Annotated in this window: 16 protein-coding genes; 3 read left to right on the top strand and 13 right to left on the bottom strand. The window is 72.9% G+C overall.

Annotation, left to right across the window (positions count from 1 at the left end; translation table 11 throughout):
- A partial coding sequence (locus tag ONA70_RS23725) for a hypothetical protein (RefSeq protein WP_265008680.1) occupies positions 1–1,663 on the bottom strand: 1,663 nt, incomplete at its 3' end.
- A gap of 325 nt (positions 1,664–1,988) precedes the next feature.
- Here ONA70_RS23725 and ONA70_RS23720 point away from each other — a divergent pair.
- On the top strand, positions 1,989–3,176 hold the full coding sequence (locus ONA70_RS23720) for an MFS transporter (protein ID WP_265008679.1): 1,188 nt from the start codon (positions 1,989–1,991) through the stop codon (positions 3,174–3,176).
- On the opposite strand, the gene corA is transcribed toward ONA70_RS23720, so the two are convergent.
- The 8 genes from corA to ONA70_RS23680 form a co-directional block, all read right to left on the bottom strand.
- Positions 3,154–4,272, bottom strand: coding sequence for a magnesium/cobalt transporter CorA (gene corA / locus ONA70_RS23715; protein WP_265008678.1), 1,119 nt, complete (start codon positions 4,270–4,272; stop codon positions 3,154–3,156). The genes ONA70_RS23720 and corA overlap by 23 nt on opposite strands.
- A gap of 96 nt (positions 4,273–4,368) precedes the next feature.
- Positions 4,369–5,070, bottom strand: coding sequence for a response regulator (locus ONA70_RS23710; protein ID WP_265008677.1), 702 nt, complete (start codon positions 5,068–5,070; stop codon positions 4,369–4,371).
- Positions 5,067–7,622: a sensor histidine kinase gene (locus ONA70_RS23705; RefSeq protein ID WP_265008676.1), complete on the bottom strand. Its 2,556-nt coding sequence runs from the start codon at positions 7,620–7,622 to the stop codon at positions 5,067–5,069. Before ONA70_RS23705 ends, ONA70_RS23710 begins: the two co-directional genes overlap by 4 nt.
- An 80-nt stretch (positions 7,623–7,702) precedes the next feature.
- Positions 7,703–8,584 carry a potassium-transporting ATPase subunit C gene (locus ONA70_RS23700; RefSeq protein WP_265008675.1) on the bottom strand — a complete coding sequence of 294 codons (882 nt, stop codon included), beginning with the start codon at positions 8,582–8,584 and terminating at the stop codon, positions 7,703–7,705.
- The gene (gene kdpB, locus ONA70_RS23695; protein ID WP_265008674.1) at positions 8,584–10,779 is read right to left on the bottom strand and encodes a potassium-transporting ATPase subunit KdpB; all 2,196 of its coding nucleotides are present in this window, start codon (positions 10,777–10,779) and stop codon (positions 8,584–8,586) included. The genes ONA70_RS23700 and kdpB overlap by 1 nt, the downstream gene beginning before the upstream one ends.
- Before the next feature lie 19 nt (positions 10,780–10,798).
- A complete protein-coding gene (kdpA, locus tag ONA70_RS23690) occupies positions 10,799–12,454 on the bottom strand; it encodes a potassium-transporting ATPase subunit KdpA (protein ID WP_265008673.1) in 1,656 nt (551 codons plus the stop codon).
- Positions 12,454–12,543: a K(+)-transporting ATPase subunit F gene (kdpF, locus tag ONA70_RS23685; RefSeq protein ID WP_036343797.1), complete on the bottom strand. Its 90-nt coding sequence runs from the start codon at positions 12,541–12,543 to the stop codon at positions 12,454–12,456. Before kdpF ends, kdpA begins: the two co-directional genes overlap by 1 nt.
- Positions 12,544–12,981: 438 nt before the next feature.
- The gene (locus ONA70_RS23680) at positions 12,982–14,016 is read right to left on the bottom strand and encodes an extracellular catalytic domain type 2 short-chain-length polyhydroxyalkanoate depolymerase (protein WP_265008672.1); all 1,035 of its coding nucleotides are present in this window, start codon (positions 14,014–14,016) and stop codon (positions 12,982–12,984) included.
- A 292-nt stretch (positions 14,017–14,308) separates the two neighbouring features.
- On the opposite strand from ONA70_RS23680, the gene ONA70_RS23675 reads away from it, so the two are divergent.
- Positions 14,309–15,064 carry an SAM-dependent methyltransferase gene (locus ONA70_RS23675; RefSeq protein ID WP_265008671.1) on the top strand — a complete coding sequence of 252 codons (756 nt, stop codon included), beginning with the start codon at positions 14,309–14,311 and terminating at the stop codon, positions 15,062–15,064.
- 178 nt (positions 15,065–15,242) lie between these two features.
- Here ONA70_RS23675 and ONA70_RS23670 read toward each other — a convergent pair whose 3' ends face one another.
- From ONA70_RS23670 to ONA70_RS23655, 4 genes are all read right to left on the bottom strand, one after another.
- Positions 15,243–16,220 carry an aldo/keto reductase gene (locus ONA70_RS23670; protein ID WP_265008670.1) on the bottom strand — a complete coding sequence of 326 codons (978 nt, stop codon included), beginning with the start codon at positions 16,218–16,220 and terminating at the stop codon, positions 15,243–15,245.
- 78 nt (positions 16,221–16,298) lie between these two features.
- Positions 16,299–16,811, bottom strand: coding sequence for a DUF2231 domain-containing protein (locus tag ONA70_RS23665; RefSeq protein WP_265008669.1), 513 nt, complete (start codon positions 16,809–16,811; stop codon positions 16,299–16,301).
- 105 nt (positions 16,812–16,916) lie between these two features.
- A complete protein-coding gene (locus ONA70_RS23660) occupies positions 16,917–18,128 on the bottom strand; it encodes a sensor histidine kinase (RefSeq protein WP_265008668.1) in 1,212 nt (403 codons plus the stop codon).
- A gap of 10 nt (positions 18,129–18,138) precedes the next feature.
- Complete coding sequence (locus ONA70_RS23655) at positions 18,139–18,804, bottom strand: response regulator transcription factor (protein ID WP_265008667.1); 666 nt, start codon at positions 18,802–18,804, stop codon at positions 18,139–18,141.
- Positions 18,805–18,902: 98 nt separating this feature from the next.
- Between ONA70_RS23655 and ONA70_RS23650 the strand changes: the two genes are divergently transcribed.
- Positions 18,903–19,741 (top strand): DUF2786 domain-containing protein (locus ONA70_RS23650; RefSeq protein ID WP_265008666.1); only part of this gene is annotated, 839 nt, incomplete at its 3' end.

Below are 19,741 nucleotides of genomic sequence, written 5' to 3'. Positions count from 1 at the left end.
AGGTCTTGCCGTCGTCGGTCGAATACTCCAGCCCGGTCAGCGTCGGGGTCGCCCCCACGCGGCGCGAGGTGGCCGCCGCGTTGATCCGTACGGGTGCGACCCGGGCCGTGTTCCGGGCGTCGAGGCCGGCCACCGCGAAGTCGATGTCGACCAGGGGAAGTGGGTTCGGATACGTCGTGCCGGCGGAGGTGAAGCGCCATTCACTGCGCACCTCGGTGGAGAGCCGGGACCATGACGCGGTGCGGGTGACGGTGTGATCCAACTGGTAGGGCGTCGCCACCGCCGGCACCGTCGCGGACACCGCCTGGTACAGCGACAAGCCGGAAGCCGAGATGTAGGGCTCCGACCCGGATCTGAGGCTGACGGAGACCCTCGCGTCGCGGTCGAGCCCCAGGTTGCCGGCCGCGTCACTCAGGGCCGGGTACTCGTAGACCGACATCCTGGTCATGTCCCGGTCGGAACCGGCGGCCCGGGACCGGCGCGGGGCGAACGGGGCGGCTCCGAGGGTCTCGCCGGCGGACGTGCCCGCCGGCAGTGCCCGGTCCGCCAGCGTCAGGTCGTGCGACATGGGGCGGTAGTGGAGCAGCCGCATGAAGGACCGGTCAGGCGTCACGTACTCGGTGACGGTGCCCGGGACCGCCACGGGGGACGGAAGGTAGACGCCTGTCCACTCGCCCGTGGCCGGCACCGTCAGCAGCGAACCGTTGGTGTTCCGTGCCTGCCCCCGGATCGAGGTGGCCGTGCTGGCCAGCCCGGCCTTCGCCACGTTCGCCACCGGAGTGGCCGGAACGGCGTCGTCGAAGCTGTGGTAGAGGTCGTACCGGTAGGGGCTCGGCACGTAGTCGGAGGTCCCCTGTTTGATCAGGATCTCGTGCAGGCGCAGCGAGGCTCCGGGGACGGAGAACGGCGTCACGTAGACCTTCTCGGCTCCGCCGCCGGCGAAGCCGGCCAGCCCGCCGCCCGGCACCGAGATCCACACGGCTGAGGTGTAGCGGCGCGCGGTGGCGTCGTCGACCGCGATGCGCGTTTCCCTCGCCGTGCTCTCGTCGAACCGGACGGTGGTGCCGGCATTGGCGACCTGGAAGGCGCGAGTGAGCAGATAACTGCCGGCGCCCCACTGGCTGTAGAGCGCCACGGCGAAGTAGTCGCCGCTCGGAAGCCGCACGCTGCCGTTCGGGGTGTACTGCTCGTCCGTGACGGTGTGATAGGCCCAGGTCTGGCGGTTCCACACGTAAAGGAGCTTGGAGGAAACCGAGACCGGGCTGGCGATGGCGAGTTTCACCGGGTAGGTGTCGGCCGTGACCGCCGCGGCTGCGCGAGCGCCGGTCCGCGACGCCACCACCTGGGCCGGGTGGCCCTTCGGTTGCACCCGCAGCGTCCCGCCGACCGACGCGTACGCGTAGCGACCGGTGCTGCTTGCGTTGCCGGCCGGGAGAACGCGGAACAGCGCCCCCGAGCGGGCGTCGTCGCTCATCAGCTCCAACCGCTCGCCGGTGGCGAGCCGGACGGCCTTCCGCGGTCCGCCCGCAGTCGAGATGGTCGCACGGCCGGCCTTGGTGGCCGCCGCAGCGTCCATCGTGGGCGCGGCGACGGAGACGGCACCCGACAGTGCGACGAACAGGGTGGTCAGAGACGCGGTGGCGAGGAGCCGGTACGACCGCACGTGCTGCTCCTGTGGAGGATTCCGCTGATCGCGCTCGGACACCCCGGCGCCGGCCTCACGGTAGCACCGATGCGCATACCTCGAAGCCCCAGTTGATCATGACCGCAGTGGCCGGAGCGGCCCGCTGCGGACCGCCCGCCGGCCGATGGGTTACCGTCGGCAGGTGATCCCGGTGGAGGCCGTCGCAGCCGCATACGCGCAGTGGATCACGCCCGCGCTGCCGCTCTACGGCAACGACCACGAGCGGGCCGACTTCGCTCCCTGATCCGCTCCCGGTGCCCTCCTCCTTTCTCACCCGTTCGGAAGCAACCGGGAGCGATGCCTCATGTCCGTCGACCGTTCCGGGATCCGGGTGGTGCTGCGCGCACCCCAGGTCCTGCGAGTCCTCGTCAGCAGCCAGGTCGGCCGGCTGCCCACCGCCAGCGGACCGCTGGCCCTGTTGTTGTTCGCCCGGCAGTCGCTGAGTCTGGCCACCGCCGGCCTGCTGGTCGCCGCGTACACGGGGGGCATGGCGGTGGGGACGCCGCTGCTGGCCCGGGCGGTGGACCGTTGGCGGCAGCCGCCGGTGCTGTGGGGTTCGGCGATTCTCTCCGGTCTCGGGTTCGGCGCGGTGGCGCTGACCGGGGGCCACCTCACCGGCGCGGTGATCGGGGCGGCGGTGGCCGGGCTGGGTACCCCGCCGCTGGAGGCCTGCCTGCGGACGCTCTGGCCGAGTCTGCTGCCGGCGGCCGCCGTGTCGACGGCGTACACCCTCGACATCGCCGTGCAGGAAGTGATCTTCGTGGTGGGCCCGCTGGTCACCCTGCTCGCGGTGACCCTGGGCGGGCCGTCCGCCGGCCTGGTCGCCGCCGCGTTGGCGCAACTTCTCGGCACGGCGGCGTACGCCTCGACACCCGCCGCCCGGGCGTGGCGCGGGGTGCCGGCGGTACGGCACTGGGCGGGACCGCTGCGCGTACCCCGGTTCACGGTGATGGTGGCCGGGGTGATCGGGATCGGCGCGGCGGTGGGCAGCATCGCGGTGTCGGTGACCGGCTACGCGGAGGCCGCCGGCGACCGGCGGCTGAGCGGCTGGCTGCTGGCGGCGCAGGCGGCCGGCGCGCTGGCCGGCGGCCTGCTCTACACCCGGGCCCGGCCGGGCGGTCCGGGGCGGCTGCCGCTGCTGGCGGCCGGACTGGCCGTCGGGTACCTGCCGTTGCTGCTCGCCCCGGGTCCGCTGCCGATGGCCGGTCTGCTGGTGGTCAGCGGGTTGGCGTTGCCGCCGGTGCTGACCGCGATCTTCCTGACCGCGGAGCGGCTGGCGGAGCCGGGGACGGTGGCCGAGGCGTTCGCCTGGGTGGCCACCGCGTTCGTGATCGGCAGCGCCGCCGGCTCGGCGGTCGCCGGTCCGCTGGTGTCGGCCGGCCTCCGGTACGGGCTGGCGGTGGCGCCGGCCGCCGCGCTGCTCGGGACGGTGGTGCTGTGGGGCGTCTCGGCGCGCGACCGGCAGAGGACTACAACCAGCCTCGGCGTTTGAAGAGCAGGTAGAGGGCCGCGCAGACCACGGCCATCAGAAGGAGGGCGAACAGGTAGCCGTAGCGCCAGCCGAGTTCCGGCATGTGGACGAAGTTCATCCCGTAGACGGTGCCGATCAGGGTGGGCGCGAACAGGATCGCGGCCCACGCGGACACCCTCTTGATCTCCTCGTTCTGCTCGTAACTCGCCGCGGTGAGGCTGCGCATCTCCTCGTTCTGGGCCCGGGAGACGAGGGTCGCGTTGACCGTGAGGATGTTCTGCAACAGGTGCCGGAAGGCGTCGACCCGCTCCACGACCTGGGTCAGGTGGTCGGCGACGTCCCGCAGTCGGCGACGCAGTTCCTCGTCCGTGCGGTAGCGGTCGAAGCCGTCCGCGAGCGCGTCGAGCACCTTCAGCAGCGGGCGGGCGGCGCGCTGGAACTGGATGACCTCTCGGCTGAGCTCGTAGATCCGGCGACTGGCGTTGGGATCGCCGCCGAACACCTCGGTCTCGATCTCGTCGATGTCGTTCTCGAGCCCGGCGACCACCGGGGCGTACCCGTCGACCACCTGGTCGAGCACGGCGTACAGGACGGCCTCGGGGCCGAGGGCGAGGACCTGGGGATCGGCCTCCATCCGGCGTCGTACGGCGGCCAGGTCGGGCGCCTCGCCGTGCCGAACGGTGATGACGAAGTTCGGCCCGAGGAACACGTGCACTTCGGCGAACTCGACCTCCTCGCGCTCGTCGAGATAGCGGGCGGCCCGCAGCACCACGAACAGCGTGTCGCCGTAGCGTTCCAGCTTGGGTCGCTGATGCGCGTTGATCGCGTCGTCGACGGCCAGTTCGTGCAGTTGAAACGCGTCGGCCAGCGAGTGGATCCGGGCGTGGTCCGGGCGGCGCAGCCCGATCCAGGCCATCGCCTGGTCGAGTTCCTGCAGGCAGCGGTAGGTGTCGGTGAGGGTGGCCGGCGAGGCCCGCCGGCGGCCGTGGACGTAGACGGCGCTGTCGACCACGCCGCCCCGGTCCGGTGCCGGTGCGGCCGCGTCGTGCTCGTGCGCGTGCTCGTCGAGGCTGCGGCCGAACCCTCCAGGCGGCGACGTCCACCGGTTGTCCCCCATCGGCCTCCCCCGAGGTGCCCGTACGCCGGCCGGCCGCGGCCACGCTGCCGGAGTCCCCGGGACCGCGGCGGCGAAACCCGGGCGGGCGGCCCAGGGTCAGGGGCGGTAGCGGTAACCCATCCCGGGTTCGGTGATCAGGTGCCGGGGTCGGGCCGGGTCGTCCTCCAGCTTGCGGCGCAACTGGGCCATGTACTGGCGCAGGTAGTTGGTCTCGTGGTGGTATTCCGGGCCCCACACCTCGTGCAGGAGCTGGCGCTGGCTGACCAGCTTGCCGGGGTGGCGGAGCAGCTTCTCCAGCATCGCCCACTGGGTGGGGGTGAGCTTCACCTCGACGCCGTCGTCGCGGGTGACCACCCGGTCGGCGAGGTCGACGGTGTGCCGCCCGATCCGTTGCGTGGCGGTGGCCGGAGCCCCTGCCATCGAGCCGGCCGGGGTCGCGGCGAGGCGGCGGGTGACCGCCCGGATGCGGGCGAGCAGCTCGTCCACCCCGAACGGCTTGGTCACGTAGTCGTCGGCGCCGGCGTCGAGCGCGGCGACCTTGTCCGCACTGCCGGCCCGACCGGACAGCACGATGATCGGTACGCCCGTCCAGCCGCGCAGGCCACGGATGACGTCCACGCCGTCGAGGTCGGGCAGGCCGAGGTCCAGCACCACCAGGTCGGGCGGGTGACCGGCGGCCGCCTTGAGCGCGGCCGTCCCGCTGTCCGTGACCTCGACGTCGTAGCCGCGCGCCCGCAGGTTGATCCGGAGGGCGCGCAGGATCTGCGGTTCGTCGTCGACGACCAGGATGCGGGTCATTCGGTTGGCCCTTCCGACTCGGTCCCTCCGGCGGCGGCCGGCAGGCGTACCACCATGGTGAGGCCACCCCCGGGGGTCGTCTCGGGGGCGATGGTGCCGCCCATCGCCTCGGCGAGGCCCCGGGACAGCGCGAGGCCGAGCCCCACCCCGGTCTGGTTGTCCCGGTCGCCGAGGCGCTGGAACGGCAGGAAGACGTGCTCCCACTGGTCCTCGGGTATCCCCGGGCCGGTGTCGATCACCCTCAGCTCCACCTGGCCCGCGTGGGCGCTGGCGGTGATCGTCGGGGGCTGCCCGGGCGGGCTGTAGCGCAGGGCGTTGGCGACGATGTTGACCAGCACCCGCTCCAGCAGGCCGGGGTCGGCGAGCGCCGCCGGCAGGTCGGGAGGGATGTCGGTGGTGACGTCCAGGGCGGCGGGCCCGAGCTCGTCCAGGGCCAGGGGTACGGCGTCCTCCAGCCCGATCGCGGTTGCGGTCACGCCCAGCACCCCGGCCTGGAGCCGGCTCATGTCGAGCAGGTTCGCCACCAGCCGGCCGAGCCGGTCCAGCGACTCGTCCGCCGTGGCCAGCAGTTCCTCCCGGTCGTCGGCGTCGAACTCGACGTCGTGGCTGCGCAGGCTGGACACGGCGGCCTTGGCCGAGGCGAGTGGCGTACGCAGGTCGTGGCTGACCGCGGCGAGCAGCGCGGTGCGCATCCGGTCGGCCTCGGCGAGCGGCCGGACGGCGGCGGCCTCCTCGGCGAGCCGTTCCTGGCGGAGCGCGACGGCGGCCTGGGCGGCGAACGCCTCGACCACCCGCCGATCGGCGGCCGCCAGCCGCCGGCCGGACAGCACGACGGTGAGTCGTTCGTCGACCGGGGCCACCGTCTCCCCTGCGCTCGGGCTGGATGCCGGCGTCTCGCCGACGCTGGCCACCATCCGCCAGGCGCCCTCCTCCCGGGCGCGGCCCGGCCGTCCCTCGGCGTCGGCGGCGAGTTCCAGCACGCTGACCGCGCGCAGCGCGAAGGTCTCACGCAGCCGGTCGAGCAGCGCGGGCAGCGGCCGTTCCCCGCGCAGCACACTGCCCGCGACGGTGGCCAGGGTCTGGGCGTCGGCGGAGGCCTGGGCCGCCTCCCGGGTACGCCGAGCGGCGACGTCGACCACCCCGCTGACCGCGACGGCGACGCCGACGAAGACGGCGAGGGCGAGGAGGTTGTCCGCCTCGGCGATGGTCAACGTGTGCAGGGGCGGGGTGAAGAAGTAGTTGAGCAGCAGGGAGCCGCCGAGCGCGGCGACCAGCGCCGGCCACAGCCCGCCGACCAGCGCGACCCCGACCACGGCGGCGAGGGAGATCAGGATGTCGTTGGTCAGGGTGAGGTCGGGCAGCTCCTGGAGCAGGAGGGTGAGCAGCGGCATGCCGAGGCCGGCGAGCACGAATCCGAGCACCCGGCGCCGCCGGGACAGGGCCGCCGGCACCGCCGCCCCGCGTCGGCCCCGCCCGGCCTCGGCGTGGGTGACGAGATGCACGTCGATGGTGCCGGACAGCGCGGTGGTGGTGACCCCGACGCCCCGGGACAGGATCTGCGCGAACCGGCCCCGCCGGCTCGCCCCCAGCACCAGCTGGGTGGCGTTGACGCCGCGCGCGAAGGCGAGCAGGGCGGCCGGGATGTCGGTGCCGAGCACCTGGTGGTACGTGCCGCCGAGGCTCTCCACCAGGACGCGCTGCCGGGCCAGCTGGGCCGGATCGGCACCGGCCAGCCCGTCGCTGCGCGCCACGTGCACCGCGAGCAGGTCCGCGCCCTTGCTGCGGGCGGCGATCCGGGCGGCGCGGCGGATCAACGTCTGCCCCTCCGGACCGCCGGTCAGGGCGACGACGACCCGTTCCCGCGCCTCCCAGGTGTCGGAGATGCCCTGCTGCGTCCGGTACGCGTCGAGCTGCTCGTCGACCTTGTCGGCCAGCCAGAGCAGGGCCAGCTCGCGCAGTGCGGTGAGGTTGCCGACCCGGAAGTAGTTGCCCAGCGCGGCGTCGATCTTGTCGGGGCGGTAGATGTTGCCGTGCGCCATCCGCCGGCGCAGCGCCTCCGGGGTCATGTCGACCAGCTCGACCTGCTCGGCCGCCCGAACCACCTCGTCGGGGAGGGTCTCCCGCTGGGTGGTGCCGGTGATCTGGGCGACGACGTCGTTGAGCGACTCCAGGTGCTGGATGTTGACCGTCGTCAGCACGTTGATCCCGGCGCCGAGCAGCTCCTGGACGTCCTGCCAGCGCTTCTCGTGCCGGGTGCCGGGCACGTTGGTGTGTGCCAGCTCGTCGACCAGGGCGACCTCGGGACGGCGGGCCAGGACCGCGTCGAGGTCCATCTCGGTGAACTCGACGCCCCGGTAGGTCATGGTGCCGCGCGGCACGACCTCCAGGTCACCGATCATCGCCGCGGTGTGCGGGCGGCCGTGCGTCTCCACCAGGCCGATGACCACGTCGGTGCCCCGCTCGGCGCGCCGGTGGGCCTCCTCGAGCATGGCGTACGTCTTGCCGACGCCGGGTGCGGCCCCGAGATAGATGCGCAGTTCTCCCCTGGGCACGGGAACATCCTCCCTGATTGGTGAAAGGAGGGGCCCCTTCTTAACGCCTCATGGGGGTAAGGGGGCCCCTCCTAACGCGGTCAGCGCGTCGGGAACCTCGCGTCGAGCGCGAGGTTGAGTTCGAGCACGTTCACCGCGGGCTCGCCCATGAAGCCGAGCGCCCGACCGGTGGTGTGCTCCTCGACCAGCTTCCGGATCGCCGCCGGGTCCGCGCCGCGCTCGCGCGCCACCCGGGCCACCTGGATCTCCGCGTACGCCGGGGAGATGTGCGGGTCGAGGCCGCTGCCGCTGGCGGTGACCGCGTCGGCCGGCACGGCGGGCTTGTCCGGGGCGTCGCCCCGGACCGGGGTGACGATCCCGCCCTCGGCGACGTAGTCGTGGCCCGGCTGGGCCAGTTCCACCGGTACGCCCTGCCAGCTGCCCACGAACGGCGTCGCCGGGGCGACCTGGTTGACGCTCACCACGCGGGTGATCCGGCCGGTGAGCCCGTCCGCGCGGAAGACGGCCAGCACCGCGCCCACCCCGTCCGGGGTGCAGTACGGGCGCCGCCCGTCCACCCCGTCGAGTTCGCCCACCGCCCTGCTACGGGCGCACACCAGGGTGAGCAGGCTCTGCCTGGACTCGTCCGGGTCGGCGGCGACGGTGTCCACCACGCCCTCCGGCCCGAGGTTGCTGGCCGCGGTGGCCGTCGGGTCGTAGCCGTCGCCGGCCACCGAGGGGCGGGACTGGAAGTAGCGCGGGACGGGGTTGCCGTCGGCGTCGGTGAACGACTGCCCGATCAGCACGCTGCCGACGGTCTTGCCGCCCGCCTCGACGAGCGACCCGTCCGCTCTGCCGGCGAGGCCGGGCAGCCGGCCGACGGCCACGAGCGCGAGAGGGTAGACCAGCCCGAGCAGCACGGTGAAGACGAGCACCGCGCGGAGGGCGGCCAGGTGTTGGGAGAGCCAGCTGGGAAGGCGCATCACGAGATCCCCGGGATGAACTGGACGAGCAGGTCGATGAGCTTGATGCCGATGAACGGCACCACGATGCCGCCGAGGCCGTACCGCCAGAGGTTGCGGCTGAGCAGCTTGGCGGCACTGGCCGGCCGGTAGCGCACGCCGCGCAGGGCGAGCGGGATCAGCGCGACGATGATGACGGCGTTGAAGATGACCGCGGCGAGGATCGCCGACGCCGGGCTGGCCAGCCGCATCACGTTGAGCGCGTCCAGGCTCGGGTAGATGCCGGCGAACATGGCCGGGATGATCGCGAAGTACTTCGCGACGTCGTTGGCGATGCTGAACGTCGTCAGCGCGCCCCGGGTGATCAGCAACTGCTTGCCGATCTCCACGATCTCGATCAGCTTGGTCGGGTCGGAGTCGAGGTCGACCATGTTGCCGGCCTCCTTGGCGGCCGACGTGCCGGTGTTCATCGCGACGCCGACGTCGGCCTGGGCCAGGGCGGGCGCGTCGTTGGTGCCGTCGCCGGTCATCGCGACCAGCCGGCCGCCCTCCTGCTCCTTCTTGATCAGGGCGAGCTTGTCCTCCGGGGTGGCCTCGGCGAGGAAGTCGTCCACGCCAGCCTCGTCCGCGATAGCCTGCGCGGTCCGGGGGTTGTCACCGGTGATCATCACGGTCCGAATGCCCATCCGGCGCATCTCGTCGAACCGCTCGCGCATGCCGGCCTTGACCACGTCCTTGAGGTGGATGACGCCGAGGGCACGCGCGGGCTCACCGTCGACGTGCTCGGCGACCACCAGCGGGGTGCCGCCGGTGCCGCTGATCGCGTCGACCAGCGCGCCGACCTGTTCGGTCGGGTGGCCGCCGTTGTCGCGTACCCATTTCATCACCGCTGCGGCGGCGCCCTTGCGGATCCGGCGTACGCCGCCATCGCCGCTCTCCACCGCCAGGTCGACGCCGCTCATCCGGGTCTGCGCGGTGAACGGCACGAAGCTGGCGTGCGGGATCAGGCCGGGTTCGCGCTCGCGCAGCCCGAACTCGTTCTTGGCCAGCACCACCACGGACCGGCCCTCCGGGGTCTCGTCGGCGAGGCTGGAAAGCTGCGCGGCGTCGGCGAGCGCCGCCGGGTCCGCGCCCTCGACCGGCAGGAACTCGGCGGCCTGCCGGTTGCCGAGGGTGATCGTGCCCGTCTTGTCGAGCAGCAGCGTGTTGACGTCGCCGGCCGCCTCGACCGCGTGGCCGCTCATCGCCAGGACGTTGCGCTGCACCAGCCGGTCCATGCCGGCGATACCGATGGCCGACAGCAGCGCCCCGATGGTGGTCGGGATGAGGCAGACCAGCAGCGATACCAGCACGATGCCGGTGACCCCGGAGTCGGTGATCGCCGGGGTGTCCGGCGCCGCGCCCTGGTAGCCCTTGGCGAAGATGGCCAGCGGCTGGAGCGTGACGACGGCGAGCAGGAAGATGACCGTCAACGCGGCCAGCAGGATGTTCAGCGCGATCTCGTTCGGGGTCTTCTGCCGGTTGGCACCCTCGACCAGGGCGATCATCCGGTCGATGAAGCTCTCGCCCGGCTTCTGGGTGATCTTGACGATGATCCGGTCGGAGAGGACCCGGGTACCGCCGGTGACCGCGCTGCGGTCGCCACCGGACTCCCGGATCACCGGGGCGGACTCGCCGGTGATCGCGGACTCGTCGACGCTGGCGATCCCCTCGACGACGTCGCCGTCGCCCGGGATGATCTGGCCGGCCTCCACCAGCACGATGTCGCCCTGCCTCAACTCCGGGGCGGGTACGGCCTCGTCCCGGTAGGCGTTCGCCGCCGCGCCCGGCCTCCAGCCGAGCAGCCGGGTGGCGATGGTGTCCCTCTTGGCCCGCCGCAAGGTGGCGGCCTGGGCCTTGCCGCGCCCCTCCGCGACGGCCTCGGCGAGGTTGGCGAAGACGACCGTCAGCCACAGCCAGCCGGTGATCGCCCAGGCGAACACCGACGGGTCGCCCACCGCGAGAACGGTGGTGAAGACCGCGCCGATCTCAACGATCAGCATGACCGGGTTACGCCACAGGGTGCGCGGATCCAGCTTGCGCAGGGCGTCGGGCAGCGACCTGGTCAGCTGCTTCGGGTCGAGCAGGCCGGCGCCGACCCGGTTGCCCTGGGTCGCCGGCGTGCCCGGGGTGGCGGCGTCCGCCGTACCGTGCGGCGCCGCGGTGGACGTGGTCATGTCCTTCGCTTTCATGTGGTCACAGCCCTTCGGCCAGCGGGCCGAGCGCGAGGGCGGGCAGGAAGGTCAGCGCGACGAGGATCACCGTGACGCCGACGACCATTCCGACGAACAGCGGCCGGTGGGTCGGCAGGGTGCCCTCGGAGGCCGGGGCGGGCTGCTGGCGGGCCAGCGACCCGGCCAGCGCGAGCACGAAGATGATGGGCAGGAACCGGCCGAGCAGCATGCACAGGCCCAGCGCCGTGTTCCACCAGGGCGTGTTCACGGTGATCCCGGCGAAGGCCGAGCCGTTGTTGTGGCTCGCCGAGGTGAACGCGTAGAGCACCTCGGAGAGCGCGTGCGGGCCGGCGTTCAAGGCCGTGGAGTTGTTGCCGGTGGCGAAGGCGACGGCCGTGCCGGCGAGCACCAGGGCGGGGGTGATCAGGAAGTAGAGCGAGGCGAACTTGATCTCGCGCGAGGCGATTTTCTTCCCGACGTACTCCGGGGTGCGGCCGACCATCAGGCCGGCCACGAACACGGTGATCACCGCGAGGATCAGCATCCCGTACAGGCCGGAGCCGACACCGCCGGGCGCGACCTCGCCGAGCATCATGTTGCCCAGCGTCATCATGCCGCCGAGCGCGGTGAACGAGTCGTGGAAGGAGTTCACCGCGCCGGTCGAGGTGAGCGTGGTGGCCGCGGCGAAGGTCGCCGAGTTCGACACGTCGAACCGCACGTCCTTGCCCTCCAGCGCAACACCGACCGCCTGCGGGACGGTGCCGTGGCCGGACAGCTCGAAGACGTTGGTCAGGGTGACGCTGGCCAGGGCGAGGATCGCCATCACGGCGGCGATCGCGTAGCCCTGCCGGTTCTGGCCGACCATCCGGCCGAAGACCCGGGGCAGGCTGAACGGGATCAGCAGGATCAGGAAAATCTCAATCCAGTTCGTCCAGGCGGTCGGGTTCTCGAACGGGTGGGCGCTGTTGGTGTTGTAGAAGCCGCCACCGTTGGTGCCCAGTTCCTTGATGGCCTCCTGGCTGGCGACGGGACCACCGGTGACGGTCTGGGCGTGGCCGGTCAGGGTGGTCAGGTCCGTGCCGCCGGAGAGGTTCTGCACCGCGCCACCGATCATCAGGGCCAGGGCGCCGAGCACCGCGACGGGCAGCAGCACCCGCAGGGTGATCCGGGTCAGGTCGACCCAGAAGTTGCCCAGCTCGTCGGTGCGACTGCGGGCGAAGCCCCGGATCAGGGCGACCGCCACCGCGATGCCGACCGCCGCCGAGACGAAGTTCTGCACCGCCAGGCCGGCCATCTGCACCAGGTGCCCCATGGTCGACTCACCCGAGTACCACTGCCAGTTCGTGTTGGTCACGAACGACACGGCGGTGTTCCACGCGCCGTGCGGCACGACCGGATCGAAGCCCAGCGACAGCCAGAGGTGGTTCTGCAGGCGCTGGAAGGCGTAGAGGAACAGGATGGACACCGCCGAGAAGGCCAGCACGCTGCGGGCGTAGACGCCCCAGGTCTGCTCCGCGGCCGGGTTCACCCCGACCAGGCGGTAGATCCCCCGCTCGACCCGGGACTGCCGGGTGCCGGAGACCACCCGGAACAGGTAGTCGCCGAACGGTCGGTAGCCGGCGACCAGCGCCGCCACGAGGGACAGGGCGAAGACGGCCCCGGCTGTTGCCATGCTCATCAGAAGCGCTCCGGGAACAGCAGGGCGACGACCAGGAACACGCCCAGGCCGATCGCCAGCACCAGGCCGACGGCGTTGACGGCGCTCACAGCTTCTCCACGCCCCTCACCACAAGGGCGAGAGCCGCGAACAGCCCCACCGTCATCAACACGAACAGCACGTCAGACACGGCTGACTCCCCTTACCGGCTTCGTTCGTCGCGGCCGCCTCCCGGTCGCGCCGGGCAATCAAAACGCCGTACCCGGCCCGATCGACAGGGGCTATAACGCGACCATGACGGCGAGCCGGCATTTCTTGACGCGCTTTTCACGGCGGCCCCGGCCGGGGTGAAGGGGGTCACAAAAGGCCGGGTCACGGCACCTGACCGCCGGGAGCGACACCGTGGAAAGATCGTCGAAATCGCCGGCCGGAGGGCCAATTATCGGGTGGCAAAGGGAAGCCCCGGCAATTTGCCGGGGCATATTCGAAGCGGTCTGCTCGTGATGCCCGGTTCACGCCCCAGGGCGGGGCGTGAAACCGGACGCGGGTCAGCCGTCCAGGCGGCGGACCATGTTCATGATCGTCTCGACCTGGTAGCCGCCCTTGATCGGGTAGTTGGTGGCGCCGAGGTAACCCCACCAGTCCCAGCAGCCGTACGGGTTCACCCCGCTCGCGATCGCCTGCGGGTAGAGCACGATCAACCGGTTGGTGTCGGCGTACTGGTTGAGGTTGGCCCGGTCGACGAAGGCGGTGCCGATCTTGGCGTACCCCTGGGAGCAGCCGTGCAGGGCGACCAGCAGCCGGCAGCTCTGGCCGGCGGCGCAGGCACTCGGCACGTACGCGAAGCCGCTGGAGTCCATGCTCAAGCCGTTGGCCCAGCCGTTGGTGGCGAAGGTGTCCTGGCTGAACCGGATGAGCGTGCCGCCGAGCGGGCCGGTGTTGGGCGCGGAGACCGAGCCGAGCAGCTTGCCGAGGAACGCGCCCTGCGGGTCGGTGCCGCAGTCGTTGAGGAAGGGCGAGGCGGTCGCGGTGCAGCCGACCGTGCCGTACGGGGTGACCCAGGCGTGGCCGGCGGCGCTGCCGGAGTCGTAGCGCACGCTGGCGCCGAAGTCCTGGTAGTAGCGGACCAGGTCGTCGGTGACGGACTTCTTCACGGTGCTGTCGTTGCCGCCGTGGTAGACGTACACCGGCTGGCCGGAGAGGTTGCCGGTGCCGTCGATCCAGCCGTACGACGCCCAGGTGCGGGTGTAGCTCTCCAGCGTGGACACGTACGTCGGGTAGATGTTGTCACCGCAGCCGTAGAGCGCCTGGTTGGCGTTGTTCTGGGCGCAGTAGTACGGGCCGGCGGCGAACACCGCGGCACCCCGGATCCGCGCCGAGTAGGCGACCTGGAGTTGGGTGGCCATGTACCCGCCGGAGGAGACCCCGGCGACGTACACGGCGGAGACGTTGTAGGTGCCGAGCGAGCCGGAGACCGGGGTCTTGGTGTACGGCGTGCTCGCGGCCCGGGCGGCGGCGCCGCCGGGCAGGACCAGGAGGAGGGCCGCGGCGAGGGTGATGGCGGCTTTCCACGGTGTCTTCATGGCGTTCTCCCGTCGGAGCGCCGGCGGGACGGCCGGCGTGCGGGAACGCTAACGTGATATCGACCACAGCAGATATCCGTGCGGTCGACACCTCGCGCTGGCCGGCGGTGTGGGCGGCCCACCGGACACCCGGCCGCCGCATATTCCGGTTGGGGGCCGGCGGGATGGCGGCTAGCCTCACCGCGAACGTCACTCCGACCCGACGAAGAGGGTGTTTTGGTGCCCGTGCCGACTGTGCTGATCCGCGCCGACCAGCGTCCGCCCGTCCTGACACCGACACCGCACCTCTGGAGTGACCACATTGGATCTGCCACGTAGCTTCACCATCCGCGAGGGCGACCTCCGGATCATCAACCCGTTCGACGCCGGCAAGCTGGCCACGCTGGGTCGGGCGATCAAGCTCGAACCCGGCACGTCGATCCTCGACCTGTGCAGCGGCAAGGGCGAACTGCTCTGCACCTGGGCCCGGGACCACGGCGTGACCGGCACCGGGGTGGACATCAGCACCGTGAACACCACCGCCGCCCGGGCACGCGCCGCCGAGTTGGGCGTCGCGGACCGGGTCCGGTTCGTGCACGGCGACGCCGCGCCGTACGTCGCCGAGGAGCCGGTCGGTGTGGCCGCCTGCGTCGGCGCCACCTGGATCGGCGACGGGGTGCCCGGCACCCTGGAGATCCTCGAACGCAGCCTGCGCCCCGGCGGGATGGTCCTGGTCGGAGAGCCGTACTGGCGGCTGGACCCGCCGGACGACGAGGCCGTGGCCGGCTGCCACGCGCGGTCCCGGGACGAGTTCCGGGACCTGCCCGGGTTGGTCCGGCTCTTCGGCGAGTGCGGCTGGGACCTGGTCGAGATGGTCCTCGCCGACCAGGACAGCTGGGACCGGTACGCGGCCGCGCACTGGCTCAACCTGCGCCGCTGGCTGGACGCCAACCCGGACGACGAGTTGGCCGGGGAGCTGCGCCGGGAGCTGACCGAGGACCCGCTGCGGTACGTCCGTTACCAGCGGGAGTACCTCGGCTGGGGCGTCTTCGCCCTGCTCCGGCGCTGACCGCCCGGGCCGGCCTCCGCGACGGCGCGGAGGCCGGCCCGCCGGTTCCTGGCCCAGTCGCTGTCCCTGGCCGTCGGCTGGTACGGCACCGGCGACACCAAGAACATCTGGGCCTCGTTCCCCCGCGACACCGCGACCCGGTGACCCGTTGCCCACTGCTGGCCCGCCGGGCCCGATCCTAGAAGCCGGCGACCGGGTGCGGGACGTACGGCGCCTCCAGGGCGGCCACCTCGTCTTCGGTCAGCGCCAGCTCCAGCGCCGCCACCGCGTCGGTCAGGTGGTGCGGCTTCGTCGCCCCGACGATCGGCGCGGTCACCGCCGGGTTGCGGGCCACCCAGGCCAGCGCCACCTGCGCCCGGGACACGCCCCGCTCCTGCCCGATCCGGGCCACCGCCTCGACCACCGCACGATCCGGCTCCTCGGTCCGCGCGTACAGGCCCTTGCCGAACTCGTCGGTCTCCGCCCGGGCGGTGCGCTCGCCCCAGTCCCGGGTCAGCCGGCCCCGCGCGAGCGGGCTCCACGGGATCACCGCGATGCCCTGGTCCAGGCAGAGCGGCAGCATCTCCCGCTCCTCCTCCCGATAGAGCAGGTTGTAGTGGTTCTGCATGGAGACGAACCTCGTCCAGCCGTGTCGTTCCGCCGCCCAGAGGGCCTTGGCGAACTGCCAGGCGTACATCGAGGAGGCGCCGAGGTAGCGGACCTTGCCGGCACGGACCAGGTCGTGCAGCGCCTCCAGGGTCTCCTCGATCGGGGTGGTCGGGTCGAGCCGGTGGATCTGGTAGAGGTCCACGTAGTCGGTGCCCAGCCGGCGCAGGCTGGCGTCGATCTCGCTCATGATGTGCTTGCGGGACAGCCCGCCCCGGTTCGGCCCTGGCCCCATCCGGCCGTGCACCTTGGTCGCGATGACCACGTCGTCGCGGCGGGCGAAGTCCTTCAGCGCCCGGCCGACGATCTCCTCGCTGGTGCCGTCGGAGTAGACGTTGGCGGTGTCGAAGAAGTTGACGCCCAACTCGAGCGCCTGCTTGATCAGCGGCCGGCTCGCCTCCTCCGGCAGCGACCAGGGGTGCGGGCCACGGCTGGGCTCGCCGTAGCTCATGCAGCCCAGGCAGAGCCGGGACACCTCCAGGCCGGTCGACCCGAACTTCACGTACTCCATCCGTCGTCCTCCTCCGCCCTCCGCCGCGTGTCCGCCGTTCATCTCACCACCGACGGGCGCACGGCGCAGGCTGCCGGGTCAGTCGCCGTCGCCCTCGCCGTGCCCGACGGAGGCCGCCGGTGTGTCGCCCCACACGGCCTTCGCCCCGGAGTCCCCGATCCGGTAGACCTGCACCACGTTGGCCACCGCGACGATCACGGCCAGCACGGCGACCACCACGCCGACCGGGCCCTGCCCGGCGGCACCCCGGGGCTCGGCCGTCTCCGGCCAGGCGGCGGACCGGCGGTGCAGCCAGTACAGCGCGACCGCGGCGGCCAGCAGCGGCAGCGCGAACCAGAGCAGGGTGTCCCCCAGCTCGGCGTGCCGGCCCGGGTCGCCCACCCGGCGCTCCAGGCTCTCGCCGCTGGAGGTGGCGAGCGGCACCGCGGCGGCGGCCAGGGCGGCGATCAGCACCACGAGCAGGCCGAAACGGCCCCGCCAGGAGGGTCGGACGGCCAGCGCGACCACGCCTAGCGCGGCCAGCGGCAGGAGGACCACCACGGCGTGCACCACGAGCGGGTGCACCGGCAGTCCGTTGATGTTGTCGGGCACGATCTCTCCTCAAGATCGGGGGACTTCACTCTGTGTGCCACAGTGCCCAGCGATTCTTGGGAAGTTCTTGCCCACCGGCCGCCGCTCAGGCCCGACGGCTCCAGGTCAGACGCGCCGAGCTGGAGTTGTCGCAGCGGGCAGCAGGAGGGTGAAGGCGGCGCCCCGGCCCGGCGCGCCAGTCACCTCGACGGAGCCGCGGTGCGCGGTGGCCACGTGCTGCACCAGCGCCAGGCCCAGCCCGAACCGCCGTCCGGCTCCCGAGGTGCCGTGCGCGAACCGGTCGAAGAGGCGGTCCGCCTCGGCCGGGTCCAGCCCCACCCCGTCGTCGGCGACCTCGACGGCCACCCGGCCGTCCCGCCGGTCGACCGTCACCGTGACGTGCCCACCCGCCGGCACGTGCCCGACTGCGTTGTCCACCAGCGCGGTCAGTGCCCGGCGCAGGGCCGCACGGGCCCCCCGGACCGGGGCCGGCGCGGCCGCCTCGATCCGCAGCTCCACCGCCCGTCCCTGGGCGTACGCGGCCATGCTCGCCACCACCTCGCGGGCCACCTCCGCCAGGTCGACCTCGGTGTCGGGGAGTGGCTGGTGCTCGGCGGCGGCGGACACCAGCAGATCCTCCACCACCTCGCCGAGCGCCCGGGTGTCCGCGACGAGCTGGTCCAGCTGCCCGGCGAGCCGCTCGGGCGGCTGACTCCGGGCCCGCCGGGCCAGCAGTTGGGCCCGGGTGTGCAGCACGGTGAGCGGGGTGCGCAGCTCGTGCGAGGCGTCGGCGACGAAGCGCCGTTGCAGGGCGAGCGCGGTGGCCAGCGGCGCGACCGCCCGCCGGGCCAGCAGCGTGGCGGCGACCAGCGCGCCGGCCAGGCCGGTCAGCTCGGCCACGAGCAACGCGAGCCCGAGTTGCTCCTGCTGGCGGCGCAGCGGCGCCAGGTCGGCGGCGACCACCCAGCGGCTGCCGTCCGCCCGGCGCGCGACCCGTACCCGGAGCGGCTGGTCGTCGCCGATGCTCGTGTCGTACCGGCCGGGCCGCCGGCCGATCGCGTCGTGCAGGACGCGGACCACCTCGGCGGACGCGCCGGGGGTCACCTCGATCGTGCCCGCGCCCGGCCGCTGCCGGGCGATGACCTGGCCGGGGGGCGGATCGTCCACGTCCTCGGCCATCGCCAGCACCTTGGTCAGCTCGGCGTCCAGCGCCCGGGACTGCTGCCCGGCGGTCAGCACGTACATCAGCGCGCCGACGAGCAGCAGGACCAGGCCGATGGCCCCGGCGGTCTGGGCCACGCTGCGCCGGCGGGCACGGTTCAGCCTGGCCTCGTCCACGCCGCCCGCCTCAGCCCGGGCCGATCCGGTAGCCCAGCCCGTGCACCGTACGGACGGCGTCCCGGCCCAGTTTGCGGCGCAGGTGGTGGACGCAGGCGTCGACGGTGCCCGGCGCGTCGGCGTGCTCGAAGGCGGCGTTCAGCAGCTCGGCCCGGGTGAAGACCTTGGTCGGCCGGGCGGCGAGGGCGTGCAGCACGGCGAACTCGCGGGCGGAGAGCGGGATCTCCTCCGTGCCGTCGAGCACCCGGCGGTTGTCCACGTCCAGCCGGCGCCGGCCGAGCGACAGCCAGCCGGCCGCCTCCGGGTGCCGGCGGCGCAGCGCCCGGAGCCGGGCCAGCAGCTCGGCCACCTCGAACGGCTTGACCAGGTAGTCCTCCGCGCCCGCGTCGAGCCCCTCGACCCGGTCGTCGACCGAGCCACGCGCGGTGAGCAGCAGCACCGGACAGGTCACTCCCCGGGCCCGCAGCCGACTGACCAGGTCCAGCCCGTCCAGCACCGGCAGCCCCCGGTCCACGACCATGAGCTGGTAGTCCCGGCTGAGAGCGTGGTGCAGGCCGGTGTGCCCGTCGCCGGCCACGTCGACCGCGTACCCCTCCTCGGTGAGCAGGTCGGCGAGCAGGTCGGTGAGGGCACGGTCGTCCTCGACCAGCAGCAGGCGGGGCCGGTTGCTCTCCACCCGACCAGTATTCACGCCGCCGGCCGGTACCGTTTCTCCTCGGGTCCGCAGCAGCGGCCACCACGCCCGGACGACGACGATCTTGAGGAGGCCGACCCGTGTCGGACGCCGAACGGCTGCTCGCCGACGCCCTCGCGGCGGCCCGTGACACGGACGTACGGGCGGCCGAGCGGGCGCTGGACCGGCTGGTGATGGGCGACGGCCCGGCGGTGGACGCGGCGCTGCTGGCCCGGCTGATGCGGGCCGTCGGGCGGCTCTGGCCACGCGGCTGGCAGCCGGTCGACCTGGACCGGATCGCCACCCGGCGGCTGGCGCCTCGCGGCGCCCGGCTGCTCCGCGACGTGCAGGCCGCCCAGCGCCGGGAGCAGCCCGGCCCGGTCCCGCAGTGGTTCGACGACCAGCTCACCGAGCTGGGCGCGCGGTGGGACGCCGACGTGGGCTGGCTGGACCGCCGAGCCCAGGGCGACCGGATCACCGCGCTGCGGGACGCCGTGGACGCGCTCGGGCTGGTCGAAGGGCTGCCGCCGATCGCCGTGCTCCGCCCGCCACCCGGCGCCGCGGCGGTCGCCCCGCACACCGCCGCGCCGGCCACCGGCTCACGGATCCTGGACCGGGTACGCGCGCTACTGGCCAAGGCCGAGTCGACCACCTTCCCGGCCGAGGCCGAGGCGCTGACCGGGAAGGCCCAGGAGCTGATGGCCCGGCACAGCATCGACGCGGCGCTGCTCGACGCCACCGCCGAGCGGCCCGACCGGCCGAGCGGCGTGCGGCTGGGCACCGAGGCCCCGTACGCGGCGGCCAAGGCGCTGCTCATCCAGGAGGTGGCGGCGGCGAACCGCTGCGAGTCGGTCTGGTCCGACGACCTCGGCTTCGCCACCGTGCTCGGCTTCCCCGCCGACCTGGCCGCGGTCGAGCTGCTGCACACCTCGCTGCTGGT

It is taken from the genome of Micromonospora yasonensis (assembly GCF_026013475.1).
Taxonomy (GTDB): domain Bacteria; phylum Actinomycetota; class Actinomycetes; order Mycobacteriales; family Micromonosporaceae; genus Micromonospora; species Micromonospora yasonensis.
Note: the sequence above shows the minus strand (reverse complement) of the source record. Positions and strands in the feature narration are given on the sequence as shown.

Excerpts from the sequence above, each read along its gene's own strand:
- ONA70_RS23720 (WP_265008679.1), top strand. The coding sequence starts at position 1,989 with ATGTCCGTCGACCGTTCCGGGATCCGGGTGGTGCTGCGCGCACCCCAG.
- corA (WP_265008678.1), bottom strand. The coding sequence starts at position 4,272 with ATGGGGGACAACCGGTGGACGTCGCCGCCTGGAGGGTTCGGCCGCAGC.
- ONA70_RS23710 (WP_265008677.1), bottom strand. The coding sequence starts at position 5,070 with ATGACCCGCATCCTGGTCGTCGACGACGAACCGCAGATCCTGCGCGCC.
- ONA70_RS23700 (WP_265008675.1), bottom strand. The coding sequence starts at position 8,584 with ATGCGCCTTCCCAGCTGGCTCTCCCAACACCTGGCCGCCCTCCGCGCG.
- kdpB (WP_265008674.1), bottom strand. The coding sequence starts at position 10,779 with ATGACCACGTCCACCGCGGCGCCGCACGGTACGGCGGACGCCGCCACC.
- kdpA (WP_265008673.1), bottom strand. The coding sequence starts at position 12,454 with ATGAGCATGGCAACAGCCGGGGCCGTCTTCGCCCTGTCCCTCGTGGCG.
- ONA70_RS23680 (WP_265008672.1), bottom strand. The coding sequence starts at position 14,016 with ATGAAGACACCGTGGAAAGCCGCCATCACCCTCGCCGCGGCCCTCCTC.
- ONA70_RS23670 (WP_265008670.1), bottom strand. The coding sequence starts at position 16,220 with ATGGAGTACGTGAAGTTCGGGTCGACCGGCCTGGAGGTGTCCCGGCTC.